At 71.1% G+C, this 23853-nt stretch carries 22 protein-coding genes; 10 read left to right on the forward strand and 12 right to left on the reverse strand.

Annotation, left to right across the window (positions count from 1 at the left end; translation table 11 throughout):
- Window positions 1-131 precede the first annotated feature (131 nt).
- Together WFI16_RS14270 and WFI16_RS14275 are read left to right on the forward strand one after the other, a co-directional pair.
- Entirely contained in the window at window positions 132-938 is an 807-nt protein-coding gene (locus WFI16_RS14270; protein WP_419898477.1) for an undecaprenyl-diphosphate phosphatase, read from the forward strand.
- Between the two features lie 169 nt (window positions 939-1107).
- Window positions 1108-1596 (forward strand): hypothetical protein, encoded by a 489-nt coding sequence (locus WFI16_RS14275; protein WP_419898478.1) that lies wholly within the window; start codon window positions 1108-1110, stop codon window positions 1594-1596.
- A 7-nt stretch (window positions 1597-1603) separates the two neighbouring features.
- On the opposite strand, the gene WFI16_RS14280 is transcribed toward WFI16_RS14275, so the two are convergent.
- The 6 genes from WFI16_RS14280 to WFI16_RS14305 all read right to left on the reverse strand — a co-directional run bounded on the left by WFI16_RS14280 (window position 1604) and on the right by WFI16_RS14305 (window position 6944).
- Window positions 1604-2287 (reverse strand): class I SAM-dependent methyltransferase, encoded by a 684-nt coding sequence (locus WFI16_RS14280; RefSeq protein ID WP_419898479.1) that lies wholly within the window; start codon window positions 2285-2287, stop codon window positions 1604-1606.
- A gap of 65 nt (window positions 2288-2352) precedes the next feature.
- Window positions 2353-4245 carry a phosphoenolpyruvate--protein phosphotransferase gene (gene ptsP, locus WFI16_RS14285; RefSeq protein WP_419898480.1) on the reverse strand — a complete coding sequence of 631 codons (1893 nt, stop codon included), beginning with the start codon at window positions 4243-4245 and terminating at the stop codon, window positions 2353-2355.
- A complete protein-coding gene (locus tag WFI16_RS14290; RefSeq protein ID WP_442970693.1) occupies window positions 4235-4621 on the reverse strand; it encodes an HPr family phosphocarrier protein in 387 nt (128 codons plus the stop codon). Before WFI16_RS14290 ends, ptsP begins: the two co-directional genes overlap by 11 nt.
- A gap of 233 nt (window positions 4622-4854) precedes the next feature.
- On the reverse strand, window positions 4855-5310 hold the full coding sequence (locus WFI16_RS14295) for a PTS sugar transporter subunit IIA (RefSeq protein ID WP_419898481.1): 456 nt from the start codon (window positions 5308-5310) through the stop codon (window positions 4855-4857).
- Window positions 5311-5323: 13 nt separating this feature from the next.
- Window positions 5324-6487, reverse strand: coding sequence for an RNase adapter RapZ (gene rapZ / locus WFI16_RS14300; protein WP_419898482.1), 1164 nt, complete (start codon window positions 6485-6487; stop codon window positions 5324-5326).
- A 13-nt stretch (window positions 6488-6500) separates the two neighbouring features.
- Window positions 6501-6944, reverse strand: a complete 444-nt coding sequence (locus WFI16_RS14305) for an HPr kinase/phosphorylase (protein ID WP_419898610.1) — start codon at window positions 6942-6944, stop codon at window positions 6501-6503.
- A gap of 209 nt (window positions 6945-7153) precedes the next feature.
- Here WFI16_RS14305 and WFI16_RS14310 point away from each other — a divergent pair, with 209 nt between their 5' ends.
- Window positions 7154-8116: a threonine/serine dehydratase gene (locus WFI16_RS14310; RefSeq protein WP_419898483.1), complete on the forward strand. Its 963-nt coding sequence runs from the start codon at window positions 7154-7156 to the stop codon at window positions 8114-8116.
- A 75-nt stretch (window positions 8117-8191) separates the two neighbouring features.
- Here WFI16_RS14310 and WFI16_RS14315 read toward each other — a convergent pair whose 3' ends face one another.
- Both WFI16_RS14315 and WFI16_RS14320 read right to left on the reverse strand, forming a co-directional pair.
- Window positions 8192-9880: a sensor histidine kinase gene (locus WFI16_RS14315; RefSeq protein WP_419898484.1), complete on the reverse strand. Its 1689-nt coding sequence runs from the start codon at window positions 9878-9880 to the stop codon at window positions 8192-8194.
- Window positions 9880-10581, reverse strand: coding sequence for a response regulator transcription factor (locus WFI16_RS14320; RefSeq protein WP_419898485.1), 702 nt, complete (start codon window positions 10579-10581; stop codon window positions 9880-9882). The genes WFI16_RS14315 and WFI16_RS14320 overlap by 1 nt, the downstream gene beginning before the upstream one ends.
- A gap of 94 nt (window positions 10582-10675) precedes the next feature.
- On the opposite strand from WFI16_RS14320, the gene WFI16_RS14325 reads away from it, so the two are divergent.
- The 5 genes from WFI16_RS14325 to WFI16_RS14345 all read left to right on the forward strand — a co-directional run bounded on the left by WFI16_RS14325 (window position 10676) and on the right by WFI16_RS14345 (window position 18097).
- Window positions 10676-11416 carry a HugZ family pyridoxamine 5'-phosphate oxidase gene (locus WFI16_RS14325; protein ID WP_419898486.1) on the forward strand — a complete coding sequence of 247 codons (741 nt, stop codon included), beginning with the start codon at window positions 10676-10678 and terminating at the stop codon, window positions 11414-11416.
- A gap of 220 nt (window positions 11417-11636) precedes the next feature.
- Window positions 11637-13241 carry a phosphoenolpyruvate carboxykinase gene (locus WFI16_RS14330; RefSeq protein WP_419898487.1) on the forward strand — a complete coding sequence of 535 codons (1605 nt, stop codon included), beginning with the start codon at window positions 11637-11639 and terminating at the stop codon, window positions 13239-13241.
- A 475-nt stretch (window positions 13242-13716) separates the two neighbouring features.
- Entirely contained in the window at window positions 13717-15924 is a 2208-nt protein-coding gene (gene pnp / locus WFI16_RS14335) for a polyribonucleotide nucleotidyltransferase (protein WP_419898488.1), read from the forward strand.
- A gap of 200 nt (window positions 15925-16124) precedes the next feature.
- The gene (locus WFI16_RS14340) at window positions 16125-17525 is read left to right on the forward strand and encodes an NAD(P)H-dependent flavin oxidoreductase (protein WP_419898489.1); all 1401 of its coding nucleotides are present in this window, start codon (window positions 16125-16127) and stop codon (window positions 17523-17525) included.
- Between the two features lie 89 nt (window positions 17526-17614).
- Window positions 17615-18097 (forward strand): DoxX family protein, encoded by a 483-nt coding sequence (locus WFI16_RS14345; protein ID WP_419898490.1) that lies wholly within the window; start codon window positions 17615-17617, stop codon window positions 18095-18097.
- Window positions 18098-18148: 51 nt separating this feature from the next.
- On the opposite strand, the gene WFI16_RS14350 is transcribed toward WFI16_RS14345, so the two are convergent.
- Window positions 18149-19408, reverse strand: coding sequence for a NupC/NupG family nucleoside CNT transporter (locus WFI16_RS14350; protein ID WP_419898491.1), 1260 nt, complete (start codon window positions 19406-19408; stop codon window positions 18149-18151).
- Window positions 19409-19493: 85 nt separating this feature from the next.
- Entirely contained in the window at window positions 19494-20609 is a 1116-nt protein-coding gene (locus WFI16_RS14355) for a DNA recombination protein RmuC (RefSeq protein ID WP_419898492.1), read from the reverse strand.
- 90 nt (window positions 20610-20699) lie between these two features.
- Here WFI16_RS14355 and WFI16_RS14360 point away from each other — a divergent pair, with 90 nt between their 5' ends.
- Window positions 20700-21293, forward strand: a complete 594-nt coding sequence (locus WFI16_RS14360) for a helix-turn-helix domain-containing protein (protein WP_419898493.1) — start codon at window positions 20700-20702, stop codon at window positions 21291-21293.
- Between the two features lie 13 nt (window positions 21294-21306).
- Window positions 21307-21825 (forward strand): GNAT family N-acetyltransferase, encoded by a 519-nt coding sequence (locus tag WFI16_RS14365; protein ID WP_419898494.1) that lies wholly within the window; start codon window positions 21307-21309, stop codon window positions 21823-21825.
- On the opposite strand, the gene WFI16_RS14370 is transcribed toward WFI16_RS14365, so the two are convergent.
- The gene (locus tag WFI16_RS14370; protein WP_419898495.1) at window positions 21801-22040 is read right to left on the reverse strand and encodes a hypothetical protein; all 240 of its coding nucleotides are present in this window, start codon (window positions 22038-22040) and stop codon (window positions 21801-21803) included. The genes WFI16_RS14365 and WFI16_RS14370 overlap by 25 nt on opposite strands.
- A gap of 180 nt (window positions 22041-22220) precedes the next feature.
- Complete coding sequence (purH, locus tag WFI16_RS14375; protein WP_419898496.1) at window positions 22221-23798, reverse strand: bifunctional phosphoribosylaminoimidazolecarboxamide formyltransferase/IMP cyclohydrolase; 1578 nt, start codon at window positions 23796-23798, stop codon at window positions 22221-22223.
- Window positions 23799-23853: the final 55 nt, after the last annotated feature.

A 23853-nucleotide genomic window follows, 5' to 3' on the forward strand; every position in this document is an offset into this window, starting at 1 on the left:
GGATGCGGGTTTTTTCGCGTCCCCTGCATGTCGTTAAAATATAAGAAATTTTCTGACTTTTCCGAGGGGTTCGAGTGACAAGGCAGGGCCGGCCGGGCTATCCGGGAGGCCCTTCCTGGCAGGACCCCTTCATGGATTTTTCCCTGGCTATTTCCGCCCTGTTGATGGGGGTGGTCGAGGGCCTCACCGAATTCCTGCCGATCTCCTCGACCGGCCACCTGATCCTGCTGGGCGAGGCGATCGGCTTCCACGGCCCGCCCGGCAAGACCTTCGAGATCAGCATCCAGCTCGGCGCCGTGCTGGCGGTGATCTGGCTGTTCCGGGCGACGCTGATCCGCATCGCGCTCGGCATGTGGAAGCGCGGCAGCCACGAATACTATTTCGCGCTGAACCTGATCCTGGCCTTCCTGCCGGCGATGGTGCTGGGCGCGACCCTCTACAAGACGGTCACCGAGCTGCTCTACACGCCGCTGGTGGTGGCCCTCGCTTTGATCGCCGGCGGCGTCGCCATCATCGCCATCGAGCGCTCGCGCCCCGATCCCAGCATCCATTCGGTGCCCGAGATCGGCCCGCTGGCGGCGCTGCTGATCGGCTTCGGCCAGGCGCTGGCGATGATCCCGGGCACCAGCCGGTCGGGTGCCACCATCATCAGCGCGCTGCTGGTCGGCGTCGACCGGCGCACGGCGGCCGAGTTCAGCTTCCTCCTCGCCATCCCGACGATGATCGCGGCGACCGTGTTCAGCCTGTACAAGAACCGGGCGGAGCTCGACTTCAGCGCCGCCGGGCTGATCGGCATCGGCTTCGTCGCCGCCTTCGTCGTGGCGCTGGTGGTCGTGCGCTGGCTGATGTCGGTGATCAGCCGCATCGGCTTCACCCCCTTCGCCTATTACCGGATCGCGCTGGGCGTGATTATCCTGGGCTGGCTGGCGGTCCGCTGAGCCGGCCCGCGCCGCCGGGTTCCTGGCCGGGGCACCGCGCAGCGGTTGTGCCCCGGCGTCTCAATCCTGGAACTTGATCGCAGGGAATGGGGACGGCATCCTGCCGGCCCCTTCCTCTGGCGGCAGTGTCTCCCTCCCCATGCGCTTTCCGGCCCGGGCCTTCCTCCTGATGACGCTGCTGGCTGCCCCGCTGCTCTCGCCGGGGCAGGCCGTGGCGCAGATGTGGCCGAACGAGACCGGCCCGGGCGGCGACATGATGGCCGGCTCGACGCGGCAGTTCGACCGCATCCGCCCGGTGATCCCGGCGCCGATGACGCAGGAGGTGCCGCTGGCGCCGACCGTCGCCGGCGTGCCCACCGCCGCCTGGACCCCGCCGCCGCTGCCGGCGCAGCAGGCGGTGCCGGCCCGCCCGGGCCGCCGCGCCACCGGCCGCGCCACCACCCCGCGCCGCGCCACCGCCACCCGCCGCAGCGAGGGCGGCCGCAACGCCCGGCTGCGCAGCGACGAGGCGGCGCAGCGCCGCTTCAGCGCGCGCGAGGCCGAGATCGAGCGGCTGCGCAGCCGGCTGGAGAGCGACCGCAACCGCTATGATTCGCAGCGCGCCAACACCGCGATCCGCTCGGCGCCGCAGCCGGCCTCGCCGCCGCTGACGCGGTAGCGCCGCCTCACTGCCGCGGCGGCTTGCGCAGGATCCATTTCGGGCTTTCGACCACCAGCTCCTGGCCGATCTCGGCGGCGAATTCCTGCGCCGCCTTGGCCACTCCCGGCCAGGGGAAGTCGTCGCCGACCAGCACGCCGCCCGGCGCCAGCAGCGCCCAGAAGCGGCGGGCGTCGCGCAGCACCGGCTCGTATTCATGCGCCGCGTCGATATGGATCAGCTCGGCCTTGACCCGCAGCCGCTGCAGTATTACGGCGGCGTTCTCGCTGGTCTGCGCCAGCGGCACCACCTGGTCCTGCAGCCCCAGATGCGCCATGTTGCTGAGGAACTGCCAGTAGAGCCCTGGCATCCCATGCCGTAGCCGCAATGAAGCAAAAATGTTGTCCGCCCGCTCGCGGTTCCAGTGCTCCGGGCTGCCCAGGAAGGTGTCGACCGCGATCACCGCGCCGGGCAGGGCGTGCTTCTGCAGCGCCTTGCAGAAGAAGGCCACCGAGGCGCCCTTCCAGACCCCGACATCGATGATGGTCTTCGGCCGCACCTCCTGCACCAGGCGGGCCAGCGTCGGATGGGTGCTGTTCCAGCCCTGCAGGTCCTGCGGCAACTCCGGCGTGAAGCCGGCATAGAGATCCTCGCCGAACAGGCGCTGCATCAGCGCCTGCGCAGGGCTCTCGGTGGTGGCCGCGTCGGACATCGCAAGAAGCTCCCGGTCTGCACCGGGAGCTTGCCAGCCCGGTGCGAAACCGCAAGGAGGCGATGCTAGTCCCGGGCCGCGGCCGGCTCGCCGAAGGCCATCACCAGCTCCTGGATGCGCTTCGGGTCGCTCTGCTCCATGACGCGGCGGGCGAAGCGGGCGCAGTCGTCGATCTGCAGCGTGCGCACCACCTGCTTCACCCGCGGGATGGCGCTGGCATTCATCGACAGCGTGCGGATGCCCAGGCCCAGCAGCAGCGGCACCAGCCGCGGATTGCCCGCCATCTCGCCGCAGACCGAGACCGGCATGCGCAGCCGCAGCGCCGCTTCCGTGGCGAACTGCACCAGCCGCAGCACCGCCGGGTGCAGCGGGTCGTAGAGATGCGCGACCTCCGCCTCGGCGCGGTCGACGGCCAGCGTGTACATCGCCAGGTCATTGGTGCCGATGGCGAAGAAATCCGCCTCCAGCGCGATGGCGTCCGCCGCCAGCGCGGCGCCCGGCGTCTCGATCATGGCGCCGAGCGGGGGCAGCTTGTCCGGCAGCGGCACGCCCTTGCGGCGCAGCCGGCGGGCGACGCGCTCATAGATCTCGCGCGCCTGGGCGACCTCGGCCGGGATGGTCACCATCGGCAGCAGGATGCGCACCGGCCCCTGCGCCGCGACGCGCAGGATGGCGGCGAACTGCGCCTCCAGCAGCTCGGGCCGCTTCAGCAGCATGCGGATGCCGCGCAGGCCGAGCGCCGGGTTGGGCCCGGCATGATAGGGCTCGATGCCCTCGGCCAGTGCCTCGATGTCCTTCTCGCCGCCCCAGTCGAGCACGCGGATGGTCACCTGGTCGCCGGCGAGCGGCCCGACGATCTGGCTGTAGGCGTGGAACTGCGCGTCCTCGTCGGGAAGATCCTCGCGGTTCATGAACAGGAACTCGGTGCGCAGCAGGCCGATGCCCTGGGCGCCGGCCTGGGCGATCAGCGGCAGCTCGGCCGGGATCTCCAGATTGGCCTGCAGCTCCACCTCCTCGCCATCCAGCGTGATCGAGGGCAGGCGGCGCAGCTTGCCGAGCCGGGTCTTCTCCTTGGCATAGGCGGCCAGCGCCTCGCGCCCGGCCTCCATCGAGGCCGGGCCGGGACGCAGCACGATGGTGCCGGCGCTGCCGTCGAGGACCGCCTCGTCGCCGCGCGCCGCGGCCTCGGTCAGGCCGGGGCAGCCCAGCACCGAGGGGATGCCCAGCGCCCGCAGCATGATGCCGGTATGGCCGTCGGCGCCGCCCTCCTCGGTGGCGACGCCGGCGATGCGGGCGGGGTCGAGCAGCGCGGCATCGGCCGGGGTCAGCTCCTCGGCCACCAGGATGGCGCCCTGGGGGACGCCCTTCAGGCTGCGGAAGGGCGTCGCGGTCAGGTTGCGGGTCAGGCGGCGGGCGATCTCGCGCACCTCGCCGGCGCGGCGCCGCAGCCCGGCCTTGTCGTCGTCCTTGGCGGCCAGGATGACGGCGGCGATGGCCTCGGCCTCGTCCTGCACAGCGGTCTCGGCGGCCAGCAGCTCCTCGCCGATGCGGCGGCGGGCGCCGCGCAGCAGGCGGCTGTCGCCCAGCATCATGGCATAGGCGTCGAGCAGCGGCGCCAGCTCCTCCTGCGCCTCCTCCGGCAGCACACCGAGGCGGGCCTTCAGCTTGCCGACCTGCTTGCGGCTGGCGCTGGCCGCGGCGTTCAGCCGGGCGCGCTCATCCTCGACCTGGGCCGTCTCGACCTGGCGGCGCGGCGCCAGCGTCGGCTCCTCCGAGGTGTCGTAGACGGCGCCGATCGCCACGCCATGGCTGACCGGGATGCCACGGATCACGACCTCGCGCGTCTTGCCCTTGCGGCGCGGCTCCTTCTCGCCAGCGCGCAGCACCTCGGCCTTCAGCGTCTCGGCCTCGGCGCGGGCCTCCGCCTTTTCCTTCGCGGCGCTCTTGTCAGTCTTCATGGAAACCGGCCTCGATCAGGCCGGCCACCGCATCGAGCGCCTCTCTGGCATCCCACCCTTCGGCTTCCACCACGACCTCGCTGCCCTTGCCGGCGCCCAGCATCATCAGCCCCATGATGGAGCAGGCAGGCACCTTCTGGCCATCGCGCGAGACGGTGACGCAGGCGGAAAAACGCTCGGCCAGCGAGACCAGCTTGGCGGCGGCGCGGGCATGCAGGCCGCGGCTGTTGATGATGCGGATGCTGCTGCGCAGCACCAGCGGGTTGGCCGCCGCCGCGTCGACGGACTCCGCCGGCCCGGCCGAGCCGAAGGCGTCGGAAGGCGCGGCCGGCGCGGGGCCGCGCCAGTAAAGCAGGCCGCTCTGGTCAAGGCGCATCGTCTCGCCCTTCTGCTGCGGCCGCCGCGGCGCGAGGGCGCGGCAGCCTGGTCTGGTCCCCGGATCCCGGTACCGCTGCGAGAATCATCGGGCAAAGTGCCGGGATTATGGCAGGCCAGGATTATGGCAGGCCGGCCGCGGGGATGCGTCCCGCCGGCTGTGCCTGTGCCATATTTTTCCATATCTGGCGGGCCCGGCCGGTTTTCCAGCCCCGCCTGCTCAGAAGGCCGGGGTCAGCCGGTCTTCTGCACGCATTGCAGCACCACCTCGGCCGGCGGCGCGCAACGGGTCGGGGTGGCGCAGGCGATATAGTGGCGGCCGGCGCGCATGGCGTGCTCGACCGTCGGGCCGAGCGGCTCGGCGCCGCGGATGCGGGCCAGCTTGACCAGCATCGGCAGGTTGACGCCGGCGATCACCTCGATGGCGCCGCCGGCGGCCGTGCCGTCCTGCGCGACGGCGGTCGCCAGGTTGGAGGGCGTGCCGCCGAACATGTCGGTCAGCAGCACCACCCCGTCGCCGCTGTCCACCGCGGCCACCTGGGCCAGGATGTCGCGCTTGCGGCCGTCCATGTCGTCCTCAGGGCCGATGCAGACGGTCGCGACCTGGGCCTGCGGCCCCACGACATGCTCCATCGCCAGGCGGAACTCCTCGGCCAGGCGGCCGTGGCTGACCAGCACCAGTCCGATCATCAGGAATACGCCATCACAGTGTGCAAGAAGGGTCCTCCCGACCCGGATGAGGGAGCGGCGCCACGGCGCCGGCACGGGCTTCCGGCCCGCGATCTCCAGCATGGGCATCCTGCCCGCGCTGCTCAGCCTGGGCGTCCTGCCCGATCGTCACGTCCGTCGTCCCGACAACGCCACCGGAAGGCCCGGTGGCGCCCGTCCCCGCCGCGACCGCGACGGGATCCACGGCCGGGGGTCCGGTCAGGACCCGCTCGGCGGCAGCCAGCTCGCGGTGGCGGAGGTCGATCCGCCATCCCTGCCCGGCGAGATGCTCGGCCAGCATCTCGGCCAGCAGCACCGAGCGGTGCTTCCCGCCCGTGCAGCCCAGGGCGACGGTCAGGTATTTCTTGCCCTCTGCCGCATAGCGGGGCAACAGCGGGTCCAGCAGCGCCGTCATGCGCTGCCAGAATGGACCGAACTCCGCATCCGCCCTGATGAAGCCGGCCACCGCCGGATCCCGTCCGGTCTGCGGCCGCAGCGCCGGATCATAATGCGGATTGCGCAGGAAGCGCAGATCGAAGACCAGGTCGGCCTCGCGCGGCAGGCCGCGCGGGAAGGCGAAGGACAGCACCGCGACCGCCATCCCCTCGGGCCCCTCCGCCACCCGGAAGCGGCGCTCGATCTGGCGGCGCAGCTCCGGCAGGGGCAGCTCGGTGGTGTCGATCAGCGCATCGGCGGCATCGCGCAGCGGCGCCAGCAGCGCCTCCTCGCGGGCGATGCCGTCGGCGACCGAGCCGCCCAGCGAACCGCCCGGGGCCAGCGGATGGCGCCGCCGCGTCTCCGAGAAGCGGCGCATCAGCACGGCGGGTTCGGCGGTCACATAGATGAGCTCGGGGGCCAGCCCCGGCAAGGTGCGCAGGCGCGCGATTCGCTGCAGCAGCGCCAGCGCGTCGAAGCCGCGGGTGCGGGCGTCGAGGCCGACCGCCAGCGGCACATGGCCGCCGTCGCGCACCAGCTCCTCCAGCACCGCCAGCGGCGGGTTGTCGATGCTCTCGAAGCCGAGGTCCTCAAGCATGCGCAGGATCGAGGCCTTGCCGGCGCCGGACAGGCCGGTGACCACGACAAACGGCCGCGCGCCTTCCGGCGCGACAAACGGCCGCGCGCCGTCGCGGGCCGGCGGCGACTCGGGAAGGGGGGTCACGCCGCGAAGGCCCTCATGCCGCGAAGGCTCCGGCGCGCTGGCGCAGGCGGCAGCGGCTGGCGGCCAGCGCCCAGGCCAGCTTGTCCGGCGCGGAGGCGTCGAAGCCGTGCAGCGCGACGCAGGGCAGGGCGAGGCCGGCGACGGTCAGGCTGCGCGGCAGCGGCAGGCGGGGGATGTCGGCGCGCGGCGCCAGCTCGACCACCAGGCGGAGCGGGGCGGGGGCATGCGCCAGCCCCTCGAAGATGCCGAGGCCGCGCACCTCCAGCAGGCCGGCCAGCGCCGCCGGCGCGCTGGCCTCGACGCCGCCGTCGCGCGGGGCCACCGCCACCTGGTCGTCGGCCACCAGCCGCCAGCCGCGCTGCACCAGGCGCAGCAGCAGGTCGGACTTGCCGGCGCCGGGGGCGCCCAGGAGGAGGACGCCCTCGCCATCCAGCGCGGCGGCACTGCCGTGCAGCATGATCACTCGGCCAGGGCTCCCATCGGGGGGGTGGAGACTCTGAAATCCGCTGAAATATGGCAGGATCGGGGCGGCTGTGAAAGCCACCCGGCCCGGCGACCCCCGGTTGCGCCGCGGCACGGCCTTTCCAGCCCTGGGTTCAGGCCTGCCGGCGGCGGGCGGCCACGGCTCCGGTTGCCGGGCGCCGGGGCCGGTGCCAGGGTTGGCGCATGAGCGCTGACCTGCCAAGCACCCCGCCCGACGCCGCGGCCATCCGTGCCGCCGCCGCCCGAATCGCTCCCTGGATCCGCCGCACGCCGGTGATGACGCTGGCGCCCGGCGATCTGGGCCTGGCGCCCGCCATCGGCCCGGTGCTGCTGAAGCTGGAGCTGTTGCAGGCGACCGGCTCCTTCAAGCCGCGCGGGGCGTTCAACCGGATGCTCTCGGCCGGCAGCCTGCCGGCGGCGGGGGTGATCGCGGCCTCGGGCGGCAATCACGGCGCGGCGGTGGCCTATGCCGCCCAGGCGCTGGGGGTGAAGGCCGAGATCTTCGTGCCCGAGATCACCGGGCCGGCCAAGGTCGCGCGGATCCGCGGCTATGGCGCGACGCTGGTGCAGGGCGGCGCCAGCTATGACGAGGCGCGGCAGGCCTGCGAGGCCCGTGCGGCCGAGACCGGCGCGCTGATGGTGCATGCCTATGACCAGGCCGAGGTGCTGGCCGGGCAGGGAACGCTGGCGCTGGAACTGTCCGAGCAGGCGCCGGCGCTGACCCATGTGCTGGTGGCGACCGGCGGCGGCGGGCTGATCGGCGGCGTCGCCGCCTTCTATGGCGAGTCGGTCGAGGTGGTCTCGGTCGAGCCCGAGGGGTGTCCGACACTGTTCACCGCGCTGCGCGAGGGCCGGCCGGTGCCGGTCGAGGTCGGCGGTGTCGCTGCCGACAGCCTGGGCGCGCGGCAGATCGGCCGGTTGAGCTTCGAGGTGGCGCGGCGCAGCATCGGCCATGCGCTGCTGGTGCCGGATGCGGCGATCCGCGTCGCGCAGCAGACGCTGTGGGAAGCCTGCCGGGTGGTGACCGAGCCCGGCGGGGCGACGGCGCTGGCTGCCCTGCTGTGCGGGGCCTTCGTGCCGCCGCCGGGCGCCCGTATTGGCGTTGTCGTCTGTGGCGCGAACACCGATCCCGGCTCGGTGGTCTGAAGGGAGGTCCAGGGTGAAACCTGCAGGTTTCACAAGGTTCCTGGCGGGGAGGGTCTGGGAGGGGCGGAGCCCCTCTCAGTTGATCGGCAGCCGCACGACGAAGCGCGCCCCGGTGACCTTGCCCGATTCGTCGCGGCGGTTCTCGGCGGCGATCCGCCCGCCGAGGCCTTCGACGATCTGCCGGCTGATGGAGAGGCCGAGGCCGGAATGCTGGCCGAACTCTTCGCCGCTCGGGCGCTCGCTGTAGAAACGGGCAAAAATGCCTTCGAGCTTGGCCTCGGGGATGCCGGGGCCTTCGTCCTCGACGGTGAATTCCAGCATCGCCCCGGTCGGGCGGGCGCGCATCCAGACCCGGCCGCGCTCGGGCGAGAAGGAGATGGCGTTGCCCAGCAGGTTGCGGAAGACCTGCACCAGCCGGCCCTCGACGCCGCGCACCACCAGCGGGCCGGGGGCGAGGTCGAGCTCGACCAGCGGGTCGTCCTCGTCGCGGGTGGTGTTGTGCAGCTCGGTCAGCGCCGAGAGGATGGGGGCGATGTCGACCGGCTCGGAGGCGGTGCGCGACAGCTCGGCATCGACGCGGGAGCTGTCGGCGATGTCGCCGATCAGCCGGTCCATGCGCACCGCGTCGTCGGCGATGATGTCGAGCAGGCGCTTCTGGTGCACCGGGTTCTCGATGCGGCGCAGCGTCTCGATGGCCGAGCGGACGCTGGTCAGCGGGTTGCGCAGCTCATGCGCCACATCCGCCGCGAATCGCTCGTTCTGGTCGATGCGGGCCCAGAGCGCGGTGGCCGACGACTGCAGGTCGCGGGCGAGGATGCCGATCTCGTCCTCGCGCGACAGCAGGGCCGGGGGCACGGAGCCGGCGCGGCCCTTGCCCTGGCGCATGGCCACCGCCGCCCCCGCCAGCGCCAGGATCGGCGAGGCGATGGTGCGCGAGAGGAAGAGCGAGGCGGCGACGGTCAGCAGCAGCGCCAGCAGGAACAGCACCAGGACGGAGGAGCGGATCTCGAGGAGCCGCTCATCGACTTGGCGCGCCTCGCGGGTCAGCAGCACGATGCCGACCGACTGGCTGCCGCGGCGGGCCGGCTCGGCGACCGAGACCAGCAGGCGGCCTTCGCGGGTGCGGCGGATATAGGGGCGGACGCCGCCTTCGAGGGCGAGGCGCAGCTCCTCCCGCCGGTCGGGGCCGAGGGCGGGCTGCCAGTCGAAGGAGGGCGCGTCGGGGCCGACATCGACGAAGACCTCGTCGTCAGCGCTGCGCGGTCCGTAAACGGAGCGCGGCAATAGAGCAAGAATGCGGTCGTAGAGGCCGCCGATGGTGCCGGCCAGCGCGCCGCGTGGCTCCGGCGGCGCCAGCGGCTCGGTGACGATGGCGCCGCCCTGGCCCTCGCGGACGCGGCTGTCGGCGACCAGCAGGCCGGTGCTGTCGAACAGCTTGGCCTGGGTGTTGGGCGAGGGCTCGACCAGGCGGCGCAGCAGCGGGCGGGCGGTGTCGGGGACCAGGACAGCGCGGTCGTCCTGCAGGCGGACGGCGGCCTCGGCGATGCCGCCGGCATAGATGCGGGCCTGGGTGCGCAGCGCCTCGACCTCGGCCGAGAGCAGCCCGTTCTGGTACTGGTCGAGATAGAGCAGCGCCGCCGCCAGCAGGGCGGGGGCCAGCATGTTCAGCAGCAGGATGCGGCGCAGCAGCGGCGACACCCGCCGCTTCGGCGCGGCGGGCTGCGGCAGGACGGCGGTGGCGGCCCTTCCGCTGGCGTCGGGCATCAGGCCTCCTTGTAGCGGTAGCCGATGCCGTAGAGCGTCTCGATCATCGAGAAGTCGTCGTCCACGGCGCGGAACTTCTTGCGCACCCGCTTCACATGGCTGTCGATGGTGCGGTCGTCCACATAGATCGCCTCGCCATAGGCCGCGTCGATCAGCTGGTCGCGGTTCTTCACCATGCCGGGGCGCTGGGCGAGCGTCTTGACCAGCAGGAACTCGGTGACCGTCAGCTGCACCGGCTGGCCCTTCCACAGGCAGGTGTGCTTGGTCTCGTCCAGCGTCAGGTCGCCGCGGGTGATGATGCCCGACGGCGGCGCGCCGGAGCCCTCGGCGCGGCTGGCCTCGTTGCGGCGCAGCAGGGCGCGGATGCGCTCCAGCAGCAGCCGCTGGCTGAACGGCTTGGTGATATAGTCATCGGCGCCCAGCCGAAGACCCATCAGCTGGTCCAGCTCCTCGTCCTTCGACGTGAGAAAAATGACCGGCATGGTGGAGCGCTGGCGCAGCCGCTGCAGCAGCTCCATCCCGTCCATCCGCGGCATCTTGATGTCCAGCACGGCGAGGTCGGCGGGGCGCGACAGCAGCCCCTGCAGCGCGCTCTCGCCATCGGTATAGGTGCGCACCTGGAAGCCCTCCTGCTCCAGCGTCATGGAGACGGAGGTCAGGATGTTGCGGTCGTCATCGACCAGGGCAATCGTGGCAGGCATGGGGGGGCTGGCTCCTGGGGCGTCCTGGACCCGTCCTGCCAAGGGATTGTGGCACGAGCCGGGCCGCCAGAGGGCATAGAGGACAGGATCGCCGATGGACAAGGTGGAAGCGGCGCGCCAGGTGCGCGCCCTGCTGCGCGGCGCGCGCCAGGGGGTGCTGGCGACGCAGCGCGACGGGCAGCCCTATGCCGCCCTGGTGACGCCGGCCATGGCGCCGGACCTGTCCGTGCTGCTCTGGCTGTCGCGGCTGTCGGAGCATGCCCGGCAACTGGCCGCCGAGCCGCGCTGCGCGCTGATGGTGCAGGGCGAGGCCACGGGCGAGAATCCGCAGACGGCGCCTCGCGTAACCGTGACCGGGCTGGCGGCGCCGGTGGAAGAGGGCGAGGAGGGGGCGCTGAAGGCCTGGTGGCTGGCCCACCACCCCTATGCCGAGGCCTATGCCGGCTTCGGCGATTTTTCCCTCTGGCGCATCCTGCCGCAGGCGGCGCAGCTGGTCGGCGGCTTCGCCGCGGCCGCCCGGCTGAAGGGATCCGAGCTGCGGCCGGACCCTGGCGCGGTGGCGGCGGTGGCGGCCGCCGCCCCCGCCATCATCGCCCACATGAACGACGATCACGTGGAGGCGGTTGAAATCATTGCCACCCGCCTGCTCGGCCAGGCGCCCGCCGCCGGGGCGGAGGGCTGGCGGATGCTGGCGGTCGATGTCGATGGCTGCCTTTTCTCGCGCGGCGCCGAACGCTGCCGGCTGGATTTCGCGGCACCTGCGGCGGATGCAAGCGGCGTGCGCCAGGCCCTGGTCGCGGCCGCCCGGGCGGCGCGGGCGGCCGGCGAAGATTGAGGCAAAAGAATGGCCTAGCAGGGCTCTATTGTCGTATAATATGACGACAACACTTACGTTGACCGGCGGGCGAGCGGCGGCATAAGTTCACGCTGACCCCGGCTTTCGGCGCATGAGGTACCCGGTACGCGATGCGCCGGCCGACCGGGTTTTCCCCAAGGCTACTGCCCCGGCGGCTTCCCGCCGGAGGATAAGCGCCCTGCTCGGAGCACATCGTCTGATGACATCGCCGAATGCCGTGTCCGCCCTCGCCGGGACCGGCGTCACCGCCGCCGCCACGCTGCACGCCAACCTGACCGCCGCCGGTCTCTATGCCCAGGCGCTGGCCCGGGGCGAGGGCCGTCTCTCGGCCGATGGCGCCTTCATCGCGGTGACCGGGCAGCACACCGGGCGCTCCGTGCAGGACAAGTTCGTGGCCGATGACCCGGAGGTCTCGAAGGAGATCTGGTGGGGCAAGGTCAACCAGAAGCTCGAGCCGGCGAAGTTCGAGACCTTCACCGCCGATGTGCGCGCCTGGCTCGGCCAGCGCGAGGTGCTGTTCACCCAGGATCTCTATGCCGGCGCCGACCCGGCCTACCGCATCAAGGTGCGGCTGGTGACCACCAATGCCTGGCACGCCCTCTTCGCGCGCAACATGTTCATCCGCCCGGCGGCCGAGGAGCTGGCCTCCTTCACCCCGGACTTCACCATCCTGCACGCGCCGGAGATGGAGGCGAAGCCGGAGCATGGCGGGCGGCCGAACTCGACCACGCTGATCGCGCTGTCCTTCGCCAGGAAGATCATCGCCATCGCCGGCACCAGCTATGCCGGCGAGATCAAGAAGTCGATCTTCACCGTCATGAACTGGCTGCTGCCGGCCAAGGGCGTGCTGCCGATGCACTGCTCGGCGAACGTGGGCAAGGATGGCGACACCGCGCTGTTCTTCGGCCTGTCGGGCACCGGCAAGACCACGCTCTCCTCCGACCCGGAGCGCGCGCTGATCGGCGACGACGAGCATGGCTGGTCGGACAAGGGCGTCTTCAACTTCGAGGGCGGCTGCTACGCCAAGGTCATCAAGCTCAGCCAGGAGGCCGAGCCGCAGATCTGGAACGCTTCCCATCGTTTCGGCGCGGTGCTCGAGAACGTCATCGCCGATGAGCGCGGCAACCTGAACCTCGACGATGGCAGCCTGACCGAGAACACCCGGTCCTGCTACCCGATCGAGTTCATCCCCGGCACCGCGCCGGGCGGCGTCGCCGGCCTGCCGAAAAACGTGGTGATGCTGACGGCCGATGCCTTCGGCGTGCTGCCCCCGATCGCCCGGCTGACCCCGGCGCAGGCGATGTACCACTTCATGTCGGGCTACACCGCCAAGGTCGCCGGCACCGAAAAGGGCCTGGGCAAGGAGCCGCAGGCCACCTTCTCGACCTGCTTCGGCGCCCCCTTCCTGCCACGCCATCCGGAAGTCTATGGCAAGATGCTGGCCGAGCTGATCGGCAAGCATGGCGCCCAGGTCTGGCTGGTGAACACCGGCTGGACCGGCGGCAGCTACGGCACCGGCCACCGCATGTCGATCAAGCACACCCGCGCCCTGCTGCGCGCGGCGCTCGACGGCAGCCTGGCGAATGCCGAGTTCGCGACCGACCCGTTCTTCGGCCTGGCCGTGCCGCAAAACGTTCCCGGCGTGCCGGCCGAGGTGCTGAACCCGCGCGAGGCCTGGGCCGACAAGGCCGCCTACGACAAGACCGCCAGCCACCTGGTCGGCCTGTTCGAGAAGAACTTCGAGACCTTCGCCGGCGCGGTCGGCGAGGAAGTGAAGGCGGCGGCGCTGAAGAGCGCGGCCTGACCGCTTCGGCGCCTCGGGAATGGAAAGGGGCGGGGCCGCAGGGTCCCGCCCCTTTTTTGTCCCGCCCCTTTTTTCATGCGTTTGCGCGGCCAGCCACGCCCCCGGACCCCGAAAAAATTCCGTGGCATCGGGGGGCGACTGCGTTCATAACGCCGCCTGGGTTGGCCCGATTCGGGCCGGCCTGGACCCGCCGGCGGGCGGGGAGCACGAAGGCTGCACCGGGCGCGACCCTTTTCTCCAGGGCCGCGTGGCGGCGTTTCCGGCCACATGGTGCGTTCCGCGGCCCCTGACGCCGCGGCCACTCCATGCCGCCCGAGACGCCGATGAACCCCCTCTCCACTTCAGGGGGACGGACCCCGGTCTGGCATCGCAGCCCCCGTCGCGCTGAAAGATGGACCCCCGCCGGCCACCGGGCCGGGGGGCGACGCAGGGCCCGCAGGCGCGACGCCGCGGGCCGCCATGCCAAGGATTTCGCATGTTCGATCATTATTACCGCAAGGACATCGCCTGGGGCGGCAAGACCCTGACCCTGGAGACGGGCAAGATCGCCCGCCAGGCCGATGGCGCGGTGATGGCCCGTCTCGGCGACACCATCGTGCTCTGCACCGTGGTCGGCGCCCGCAGCGTGAAGCCCGGCCAGGACTTCTTCCCGCTGACCGTCAACTACCAGGAGAAGGCCTTCGCCGCGGGCAAGATCCCGGGCGGCTTCTTCAAGCGCGAGGGGCGCCCGTCGGAGGCGGAGACGCTGATCTCCCGCCTGATCGACCGCCCGATCCGCCCGCTCTTCCCGGAAGGCTTCCGCAACGAGGTCCAGGTCATCGCGACGGTGCTGTCGCATGACATGGAGAACAGCCCCGACATCGTCGCCCTCGTCGGCTGCTCGGCGGCGCTGACGCTCTCGGGCATTCCGTTCTTCGGCCCGGTCGCCGCGGCGCGCGTCGCCTATATCGACGGCCAGTACGTGCTGAACCCGACGCTCGAGCAGATCAAGAACACCCAGCTCGACCTGGTCGTCGCCGGCACCGCCGAGGGCGTGCTGATGGTCGAGTCGGAAGCGCATGAGCTGACCGAGGAAGTGATGCTCGGCGCCGTGACCTTCGGCCACCAGGGCTTCCAGCCGGTGATCGAGGGCATCATCGAGCTGGCCGAGAAGGCCGCGAAGGAGCCCTGGGCCCTGCCGGAGGAGGATCCGGCGGTGGCCGCGCTGAAGGCCAAGCTGGCCAAGATCGGCAGCGCGCCGATCGCCGAGGCCTACAAGGAGACCCAGAAGCTGGTCCGCCAGGGCAAGGTGGGCGAGGCCAAGAAGGCGATCCTGGCGCAGCTCTCCGAGGAGGAGGCCGCGCTGGCCAAGGGCCTGCTGAAGGAGCTCGAGGCCGACGTCGTCCGCAACGCCATCCTGGACACCGGCCTGCGCATCGACGGCCGCGACACCAAGACGGTCCGCCCGATCGTGGCCGAGGCCGGCGTGCTGCCGCGTGCCCATGGCTCGGCGCTGTTCACCCGCGGCGAGACCCAGGCGCTCTGCGTCGCGACGCTCGGCACCGGCCAGGATGAGCAGATCATCGACCAGCTCGCGGGCGAGTACCGCGAGAACTTCATGCTGCACTACAACTTCCCGCCCTACTCGGTGAACGAGACGGGCCGGATGGGCAGCCCCGGCCGCCGCGAGATCGGCCATGGCAAGCTGGCCTGGCGCGCGATCAAGCCGCTGCTGCCGGAGAAGACCGCCTTCCCGTACACGATGCGCGTGGTCTCCGAGATCACCGAGTCGAACGGCTCCTCCTCGATGGCCACCGTCTGCGGCACCTCGCTGTCGCTGATGGACGCCGGCGCGCCGCTGAAGCGCCCCTGCGCCGGCATCGCCATGGGCCTGATCAAGGAGGAGCGCGGCTTCGCCGTCCTCTCCGACATCCTGGGCGACGAGGATCACCTCGGCGACATGGACTTCAAGGTGGCCGGCACCGAGCAGGGCATCACCGCCCTGCAGATGGACATCAAGATCACCTCCATCACGCCGGAGATCATGAAGATCGCCCTGGAGCAGGCCAAGGGCGGCCGTCTCCACATCCTGGGCGAGATGGCCAAGGGCCTGACCGGCGCCCGCAACGACGTCGCCGCCAATGCGCCGAAGATCACCGTGATCAATGTCCCCAAGGACAAGATCCGTGAAGTGATCGGCACCGGCGGCAAGGTGATCCGCGACATCGTCGAGACCACCGGCACCAAGATCGACATCGAGGATGACGGGACGATCAAGATCGCCTCGACCAGCCCCGAGGCGACCCAGGCCGCGATCGACCGCATCAAGGGCATCACCGCCGAGGCCGAGATCGGCTCGATCTACAACGGCACCGTGGTGAAGACCGCCGATTTCGGCGCCTTCGTGAACTTCCTCGGCGCCAAGGACGGCCTGGTCCATATCTCCGAGCTGGCCAATGAGCGCGTCGCCAAGACCACCGACATCGTCAAGCAGGGCGACAAGGTGAAGGTGAAGGTGCTGGGCTTTGACGACCGCGGCAAGGTGAAGCTGTCCATGCGGGTTGTCGATCAGGCCACGGGTGCCGATATCAGCGATCAGGTCGGCGCCCGCCGTCCGCCCCGCGAGGGCGGCGAGGGTGGCGAAGGCGAGGGCGAGTTCCGCCGCGAGCGGTCCGAGCGCCGTCCGCGCCGCGACCGCGACTGAGCCGAGGCCCGGGGCCGAAGCTCCGCGTTCCTGGCCTGCGGGCCAGGCGCGGCGTCGGGCCCTGAGCTTCCGATGGGGATGAGCCCCAGCCGCTGACGCTGAATGCACGCCGGGGTATCGAAGGATGCTCCGGCGGGTTTATATGCCAGCAAGTATATGACGGTCTCGTGATGACCGATTTGTGGGGACGGTAGGCTGCGGTGAAGGCGATCAACGCGATCCGGATGGGCGGGGTGGAAGTGCTTCCCCTCGTCGAAGGCGGCAAGGGCGTGGCCGTGTCCACGGGAGCTTCCTGTGGCGAGTGGGCGGGCGCCGGCGGCGTCGGCACCTTCTCGGGCGTCAATGCCGACAGCTATGACGCGGAAGGCCGTGTCATCCGTCAGGTCTATCATGGCCGCACCCGCCGCGACCGCCATGAGGAGCTGGTCGAATACGGCATCTCCGGCGGCATCACCCAGGCGCGCGAGGCCTATGAGCGGGCCAACGGCCAGGGCCGCATCCACATCAACGTGCTGTGGGAGATGGGCGGCGCCGAGCGGATCCTGCGCGGCGTGCTCGAGGGCGCCAAGGGGCTGATCAACGGCGTCACCTGCGGCGCCGGCATGCCCTACAAGCTGGCCGAGATCGCCCGCGAGTTCGGCGTCTTCTACTACCCGATCGTCTCCTCGGGCCGCGCCTTCACGGCGCTGTGGAAGCGCAGCTATTCCAAGGTCTCCGAGCTGCTCGGCGGCGTGGTCTACGAGGATCCCTGGCTGGCCGGCGGCCATAATGGGTTGTCCAATTCCGAGGACCCGCACAAGCCGGAGGCGCCCTATGACCGGGTGCTGAAGCTGCGCCAGCAGATGCGGCAGTTCGGCCTGGACGACGTGCCGATCATCATGGCCGGCGGCGTCTGGTGGCTGGAGGAATGGCAGGACTGGATCGACAACCCGGAGCTGGGTCCGATCGCCTTCCAGTTCGGCACCCGCCCGCTGCTGACCAAGGAAAGCCCGATCAGCGACGCCTGGAAGCAGCGCCTGCTGACGCTGAAGCCCGGCGACGTGCTGCTGCAGCCCTTCTCGCCGACCGGCTTCTATTCCTCGGCCGTGCGCAACGACTTCCTGCGCGATCTCGAGGCCCGCAATGAGCGGCAGGTGGCGGTCAGCCCCGAGCCGGTCGGCGAGCACACCGCCGAATACGGCGTCGGCCCGCGCAAGCGGCTGGTCTGGCTGGCGCCCGGCGATCTGGAGCGGGTGCATGGCTGGGAGGCGGCCGGCTTCACCGAGGCGCTGCGCACCCCGGACAACACGCTGGTCTTCGTCACGCCCGAGAATTCGCGCGAGATCCTGAAGGACCAGACCGACTGCATGGGCTGCCTGAGCCATTGCCGGTTCAGCAACTGGACGCAGCACGGCCCGGACTACACCAACGGCAAGAAGGCCGATCCGCGCTCCTTCTGCATCCAGAAGACGCTGCAGGACATCGCCCATGACGGCGAGGTCGAGCACAACCTGATGTTCGCCGGCCACAATGCCTATCGCTTCGGGCAGGATCCCTTCTACTCGAACGGCTTCATCCCGACGGTGCGGCAGCTGGTCGAGCGAATCATGTCCGGGCGCTGAGCCCGGGCCGACCCGATCACTCAAGATTGCGTGAACGCGCTTCCGCCCCTGGCGGGAGCGCATTTCTTTTTGCCCGGATAGGGCTAGGGATGCGCCATCGCAACGAATCGGGGTTGAAGGCGATGGTGCGGTCGATCGAGGGCCTGCTGGCGCAGCCGGCGGTGGAGTTCCTGGCGCGGGTGCTGCTGACCTTTCCCTTCTGGGGCAGCGGCCTGTCGAAGCTGATCGACTTCCAGGGTGGTGTCGCCGAGATGGCGCATTTCGGCTTCAACCCGCCGGTGCTGTTCAATCTGGCGGTGATCCTGACGCAGCTGGGCGGCTCGGCGCTGGTGATCCTGAACCGCTGGACCTGGCTGGGCGCCGGTGCGCTGGCCGTCTTCACCGCGCTGACCATCCCGCTGGTGCACCATTTCTGGGCGCTGGAGGGGGAGCGGGCGATCATCGCCTTCCACACCGCGACCGAGCATGTGGGCATGATTGGCGCCCTGGCGGTGGTCTCGATCCTCTCCGAGCGCCGCCGCCGCCATGCCGTCGGCTTCGAGTCCCGCCTGGGTCCCCAAGGCGCCAACTGAAGGCGGGGTCCGGGGGGATACTATCCCCCCGGATTTTTCTCTTACTGCGTCTTACTGCGGTGCCGTCAGCAGCCCGACCACCGCCCCCGTCATGCAGCAGGCGATATTGGCGGCCAGCAGCGCCGGCATCCCGAGCCGCACGATATCCGCCCGCCGCTCCGGGCACATCCCCGTCATCCCGGCCAGCATGATCCCGACCGAGCCGAAATTGCTGAAGCCGCAGAGCGCATAGGTCAGGATCAGCCGGCTGCGCGCGTCCAGCCCCAGCCCGCCGGAGCTGGCCAGCTCCAGATAGGCGATGAACTCGTTCAGCACGGTCTTGATGCCGAGCGAGGCGCCGACCGCCGGGATATGCTCGTCCGGCACCCCCATCAGCCAGGCGACCGGGCGGAACACCATCCCCGCCAGCCCCTGCAGCGTCCAGCCGGTCAGCGGCTCCAGCACCATGTTCGCCAGGGCGACCAGGGCCACGAAGACGATCAGGCTGGCCATGACGCCCAGCAGCAGCTGCAGCCCGTCCGCGGTGCCGCGCACCACCGCCTCCAGGGTGCTGTCGTAGAGGCGCGGCGCCAGCGCGTCCTCGGCCACCAGCACCGCCGGGGCGGCGCCGGGCTGCGGCGGGCGCATCAGCGCGCCGACCAGCACCGAGGCGGGGGCGCTGACTAGGCTGGCCACCAGCAGCTGGCCGGCGACATCCGGCACCACCGGCGCCAGGATGCTGGCATAGACCACCATCATGTTGCCGGCGATGGTGGCCAGCCCCGCGGTCATGACGATGAACAGCTCGGAGAGGCTGAGGCGGGCCAGCCAGGCGCGGATCAGCAGCGGCGCCTCGACCATGCCGACGAAGACATTGGCGGCGACCGAGAAGCCGCAGGCGCCGGACAGGCCGAAGGCGCCGCGCAGCAGGCGGGACAGGCCGCGCACCACCAGCGGCAGGATGCGCCAGTGGTAGAGCACGGCCGAGAGCGCGCCCACCACCAGCACCAGCGGCAGGCCCTGGAAGAACAGCACGAAGCTGGCGCCGGGGCGGAGCTCCGTGAAGGGCAGGGGGGCGCCGCCGAGATAGCCGAAGACCAGCGAGGTGCCGGCCTGGGTGGCCAGGCTCAGCGCGCCGACGGCGTCGCCCAGCCAGGCGAAGGCCGCGCGCAGCGGGGGGATGTGCAGGAGCGCGGCGCCGAGGGCCACCTGCAGTAGCAGGCCGGCGATCACCATTCGCCAGGGGATCGGGCGGCGACAGCCACCCGCCACCCAGGCGATCAGGGCCAGACCCAGCAGGCCGAAGCCGCTCTGCAACTGAAGCCAGCTCATTCAGGGGACCCCAAACAAAAGAAAGGCTGGGGGAAGGAATTCCCCCAGACCCCCATCTTTTTTCTATTCCATAAGAAGGCTGGCGCTAACTGGGCAATTTCGGAACATCGCCGGCCTCGTCATCCAGCTCGACCTGCTCGATGCGGGCACCGGTGCGGAAGATCTTCTCGGTGCTGATGTCGATCTGGCGGATGTCGTCCTGCGCCTGGGCGAAATGGCCCTTCAGCCGGGTCACCCGCTCGGTCAGCCGGCCGACATCGGCGACCAGCTTGCCGACCTCCTCCTGCATCCGGCCGGCCTGGGCCCGCATCCGCAGGTCCTGCATCAGCGCCCGCATCGCCGAGAGCATCGCCCACAAGGTGGTCGGCGAGACGATATAGACCCGCCGCCGCTGCGCCTCGTCCACCACCGCGGCGAAGCCGGTGTGCAGCTCGGCGAAGATCGCCTCCGAGGGGACGAAGAGCACGGCGCCATCCGCGGTCTCACCGGGGATCAGGTACTTCCTCGCGATGTCGTCGATGTGCCGGCGCATGTCGGCGGTGAACTGGCGGGCGGCCACCGTGCGGCTCGGCACGTCCGCCGCATCGCGCAGCGCCTGCCAGGCCTCCAGCGGGAACTTGCTGTCCACCACCACCGGCCCGGGCGGATAGGGCAGGCGGATCAGGCAGTCGCAGCGCATGCCGTTCGACAGCGTGTGCTGCCAGGAGAAGCCGTCCGGCGGCAGCCGGTCCTCGATCAGCTGGCGCAGCTGCATCTCGCCGAAGGCGCCGCGCTGCTGCTTGTTGCCGAGGATGCCGGCCAGGCTGGTCACCTGGCTGCCCAGCGCCTCCATGTTGGCGCGCGCCGCGTCGATCACCGCCAGCCGCTCATGGATCTGCCCGGCGGTCTCCTGCGCCTGGCGGCTCTGCTCGGCCAGCCGGGTCGCCAGCTTCTCGTTCTGCGCCGCCAGCGCCAGATCCAGCCGGCGGGAGGTTTCGGCCAGCCGGTCGCCCAGCAGCCGGTCCTGCTGCGCCAGCCGGGCGGTGGTCATCTCCGCCAGCCGCTCCTGCGTGCCGGCCAGCATCTCCAGCTTGCTCGCCAGCATCATGAAGCCATCCGCCGCCGGGGGCGGCGCCGAGGGGCGCCGCAGCAGCGTGAAGAAGAGGATCGCCAGGGTGATCAGCACGGCGAGCAGGGAAACGGGCAGCAGCCAGTCGGGCATTCAGTCGGGACTCCGCGTCGCGGGGCATCCTAGCGCAAGCGGCCCGACCCCGCTTGACGGGTTTCTCTCCGATGTGAGAAAAAATCTCTCATGAGAGAAGAATCGGCCCCCGAGGCCCTTGAAGCCCGCATCGCCGCCCGGCTGGCGCAGCTGCGCGCCGAGCAGGGCCTGTCGCTGGAAGCGCTGGCCGAGCGCAGCGGCATCAGCCGCGCCACCCTCTCCCGCCTGGAGCGCGGCGAGGCGAGCCCGACCGCCGCCATGCTGGGCCGGCTCTGCAGCGTCCATGGCCGCACCCTGTCGCGGCTGATCAGCGAGGTCGAGGCGCCGGCCGCCGAATTCCTCGCCGCCGCCGCGCAGCCGGTCTGGACCGATCCGGAGACCGGCTTCCGCCGCCGCATCGTTTCGCCCCCCGGCCCGGGGCTGCGCGGCGAGATGCTGGAGGGCAGCCTGCCGCCGGGCGCCAGCATCGCCTATGCCGCCGCGCCGCTGCCGGGTCTGGAGCATCACCTCTGGATGCTGGACGGCATCCTGGAGCTCACCGTCGAGGGCGTGACGCACCGCCTGAGCGCCGGCGACTGCCTGCGCTACCGGCTGCACGGCGCCTCCCGCTTCCACTGCCCCCCAAAGGGCGGCCCCCCAGAGGGCGTGGCGGCCCGCTACGTCATCGCCATCATCCAGCCCTGAGAGGCGCCCTGCCATGATCATCGAGGAACTGACCGCCGAGGGGCTGGACGCCGCCCTGCCGCAGCTGGCCGCGCTGCTGGAGGCCTGCGTCGCCGCCGGTGCCAGCATCGGCTTCCTGCATCCCATGGCGCCGGGCGAGGCAGAAGGCTGGTGGCGCGGGCTGGAGGGGGCGCTGCGCGACGGCTCCCGCCGGGTGCTGCTGGCGCAGAGCGGCGGGCAGATCCTCGGCACGGGCTCGCTGGCCCTGGCCGGGCTGCCGAATGGCCGGCACCGGGCGGAGGTCGCCAAGCTGATGGTGCATCCCGCCGCCCGCCGCCAGGGCATCGCCCGCCGGATCCTGGCAGCCCTGGACGAGGTGGCGCGGGAAGAGGGCCGCCACCTGCTGGTGCTGGACACCCGCGCCGGCGATGCCGGCGAGCCGCTCTATCGCAGCCTGGGCTGGACCGAGGCCGGCAGCATCCCCGGCTATGCCCTGGCCAGCGAGGGCCCGGCCGATGCGACCGTCTTCTACTGGCGCGCCCTGCCGCGCTGACCCCGCCGCCAGCGCAGGAAGGCGCCGGCCAGCGCGCCGGCCAGCGCGCCCGGCGGCACCAGCGCCATGGCGGTCAGCCCGGCGACGCTGGCGCAGGGCTGGCTGCCGCAATCGCCCAGCAGCAGGACGAAGGCGGCGCCGCCCAGCCCCGCCAGCAGGGCGCCGATCACCGAGCCGGCGATCATGCTGAGGAGATAGAGGAAGGGCTGGCTCATGCGGGCGGTCTCCGGAACGGCGGAAGGCCGGGGGATCGCGCCCCCGGCCTCCTGGTTAGAGCGCGATGGCTCGAGGTGGAATCACCGAAAAGCCTGGATCGCACGATCCAACAAAGTGCTGGAGCGGATGGCCTGCGTCCTTCCGCCGGCCATCCGCTCCAGCTGGTCATCCGGCCGGGGTCAGTGCCGGAAATGCCGCATGCCGGTGAAGACCATCGCCAGCCCGGCCTCGTCGGCCGCCGCGATGACCTCATTGTCGCGCATCGAGCCGCCCGGCTGGATGACGGCGGTGGCCCCCGCCGCGGCGGCGGCCTGCAGCCCGTCGGCAAACGGGAAGAAGGCGTCGGAGGCGACCACCGAGCCATGCGCCAGCGGGGCTTCGAGGCCGGCGGCCTTGGCGGCCTCGGCCGACTTCCAGGCGGCGATGCGGGCCGAATCGACCCGGCTCATCTGGCCGGCGCCGACGCCGACGGTGGAGCCGCCCTTGGCATAGACGATGGCGTTCGACTTGACGTGCTTGGCGACGCGGAAGGCGAAGATCAGGTCGGCCATCTCCTGCTCGGTCGGCGCCCGCTTGGTCACCACCTTCAGGCTCTCGGCGGTGACGCGGCCGGCATCGCGCGACTGCGCCAGGAAGCCGCCGGAGACCGAGCGGATGACGCGGCCGGGCGAGGCCGGGTCGGGCAGCCCGCCGGTCAGCAGCAGCCGCAGGTTCTTCTTGCGGGCGAAGATCGCCTTGGCGGCGTCGTCGGCATCCGGCGCCACGACCACTTCCGTGAAGATGGCGGAAATCTTCTCGGCGGCGGCGGCGTCCAGCACGCGGTTGGCGGCGATGATGCCGCCGAAGGCCGAGACCGGGTCGCAGCGCAGCGCCAGGTCCCAGGCCTGGGCCAGCGAGGCGCCTTCCGACACGCCGCAGGGATTGGCGTGCTTGACGATGACGATGGCCGGCTTGTCGAACTCGGCGACGCATTCGAAGGCGGCGTCGGTGTCGTTCAGGTTGTTGAAGGACAGCTCCTTGCCCTGCACCTGGGTCGCCGTCGCGATGCCCGGGCGGTTGGAGCCATCGGTGTAGAAGGCGGCCTGCTGGTGCGGGTTCTCGCCGTAGCGCAGCGTCTGGCGCAGCACGCCGGCGGCGGCCAAGCGGGGCGGGAAGTCCTGCTCCAGCTTCTGCGCGAACCAGGTCGAGATGGCGGTGTCATAGGCGGCGGTGCGGGCGAAGGCGGCGGCGGCCAGGCGCTTGCGGGTGGCCAGCGTCGTGCCGCCCTGGGCCTCGATCTCGGCCTGCAGCTCGGCCATCTGCTCCGGCGCGGTCACCACCGCGACGTCCTCGTGGTTCTTGGCGGCGGCGCGGGTCAGGGCGGGGCCGCCGATGTCGATCTCCTCCACCGTCTCCTCATAGGAGGCGCCCTTCGCGACGGTCGCCTCGAAGGGGTAGAGGTTGGAGACCAGCAGGTCGATCGGCGCGATCTTGTGCTCGGCCATCTGGGCGACGTGCTTCTCGTCGGCGCGGCGGCCGAGCAGCCCGCCATGGATCTGCGGCACCAGGGTCTTCACCCGGCCATCGAGGATTTCCGGGAAGCCGGTGTGGTCGGAGACATCGACCACGGCCACGCCATTGTCGCGCAGCAGGCGCGCGGTGCCGCCGGTGGAGAGGATCTCGACCCCCTTGCCGGCGAGGAAGCGGGCGAAGTCCAGCAGCCCGGTCTTGTCATGCACCGAAATCAGGGCGCGGCGGATGGTCACGATGTCGGCCATGGCGGTCGAACCTTCCTGCAGTCTGGTCGGGCGGCAGATAGACCCAAGCGGCGCC

The organism is Roseomonas sp. USHLN139 (assembly GCF_037145735.1).
Lineage (GTDB): Bacteria > Pseudomonadota > Alphaproteobacteria > Acetobacterales > Acetobacteraceae > Pseudoroseomonas.